Source organism: Pseudonocardia sp. SID8383 (assembly GCF_009864975.1).
GTDB classification, from domain to species: Bacteria; Actinomycetota; Actinomycetes; order Mycobacteriales; family Pseudonocardiaceae; genus Pseudonocardia; species Pseudonocardia alni.
Map to the genome: position 1 here is coordinate 1 of NZ_WWFY01000970.1, position 1,785 is coordinate 1,785.

At 77.5% G+C, this 1,785-nt stretch carries 1 protein-coding gene and 1 pseudogene; both read left to right on the top strand.

The window, feature by feature from the left end; genetic code table 11:
• The coding region (locus GTW08_RS23125; RefSeq protein ID WP_237454097.1) for a glycosyltransferase family 2 protein at window positions 1-883 on the top strand (883 nt) is incomplete at its 5' end.
• Between the two features lie 45 nt (window positions 884-928).
• Window positions 929-1,785 (top strand): annotated as a pseudogene (locus tag GTW08_RS23130) (hypothetical protein); the annotation flags it as partial.

Here is a 1,785-nt window from a genome sequence, read left to right on the forward strand (position 1 = left end):
CTGCCCGGACGTGCTCGCCGTCGGGCGTCGCCGGCACGCGGACCTGTCCGGCACCGCCCCGGGCGACGACCCGGCCGGCGCGCCGCAGCTGCCCGACCCGGCCTGGCTCGCCGACGGCTACCGCCGCACCCGCGACCTGCTCGACGCGTCGGGCACGGACTGGCAGCTGGTCATCAGCGCCGTGCTCGCCCTGCACCGCAGCCTGTTCGACGACCTCGGCGGCTTCGACGAGCGCTACGTCGGCTACGGCGGCGAGGACTGGGACCTGGCCTACCGGGCCTGGAACAACGGTGCGCTGCTCGTCCACGAACCGTCCGCGGTGGCCTGGCACGACGGCCCCGACTGGGGTGGCCGCCCGGAGGACCACGACGCCGTCGGCGGTGGCAAGGACGGCGAACGCATCCGGATCGCCGCGCTCGTCCCCGACCCCGGCGTGCGCGGCGCACCGCTGCCCGGCGCGGTTCCGGACGTGCTCGCCACCGTCGACGCGGACGCGCACGGGTGGGAGCTGGTGGAGATCGTCGACGCGGTGCTGAACCAGACCCATCGCGACGTCCGGGTCCGGCTGCCGGGCTGCGACCCGCGGCTCGACGAGCTCTACCGCGGCGTCGCCGACACGGGCCCGTGGAGCCCCGACCGGCTGTGCCGCGCCCGGGCCCGGCTGCACGTCCACGCGCCGCTCCCGCCCGACGCGCTGGCCCGCGCCATGGACCTGCTCACCGGCCACGACCTCGGCCGCGTCGAGATCGCCGGTCCGGACGGGCGGACCCTGGCCGTACTCGTCTCCACCCGGGCGGCGGGCCGGGCCCGGCGCGGGCGGGTCGACGACGCCGTCGCCCAGCACCGGGAGGGCGTCGCGACCCTGCTCGCCGGGATGCCGTAGCCCTACGGAGGCCCGACCGCACCGGATGGCCCTAGCCTCGCCGGCATGACCGCACCAGCTGCCTCCCCGGTCCGCGGGGCCCGCCGCGCGATGATCGTCGCGGTGGTCGCCTCGCTGCTCGTCGCCTCGCTCTGCGGGATCGTCGCCCTGCTCGGCGGCGGCTTCGGCGACCTGCAGGCACGGATCGTCGCGACCACGCTGGTCGTCGCCGCGTTCGGCACCTCGGCGCTCTGCCATCTCGCCGTCGTCACCCGCGCCGTGCGGGCCCTCGGGTTCGCCGGTCTGGCGGCGAGCGTCGTCGCCGCGGTGGCCGCGCTGTGGCTGGTCTGGGGCGGCGACGAGCTCTTCGAGGGCGACGGCGACGGGTCGGTGCTGAAGACCCTGCTGGTCGCGACGATCGTCGCGATCAGCCTGGCGCACGCGAACCTGCTGCTGCTCCTCGCCGAGCGGCGCCGCACCGTGATCCGCGCAGGGCTCGGGCTGACCCTGGCCGCGATCGCCGTCGTCGCGACGATGCTGGCGCTGCCGGTGATCACCGACGGCGAGGTCGGCGACAGCGAGTGGTACTGGCGCTGGTTCGGCGTCGCGGGGATCGTCGACGCGCTCGGCACCATCGCCCTGCCGGTACTGGCCCTGGTCCTGCGCGGCCGGGGGCACGAGCCCGCCGCCACCGACCCCGCGCCCACCGAGCCCGCCGCCACCGAGCCCGCCGCCACCGGGACTCAGCTTGGCTCCACCGGGGCCGCCACCGGTTCGGTGTCGTCCGGGCCCGCATCCGCCGGGAACACGACCACGGGGGCCGCGACCGCCGGCACCGCGTCGGCCGGTACGCGGGCCGACGGGGCGGCGGCACCCACTGCCGCGGTGGCGGGCTCCGACGGCGCCGGGGGCGACGACGCCGG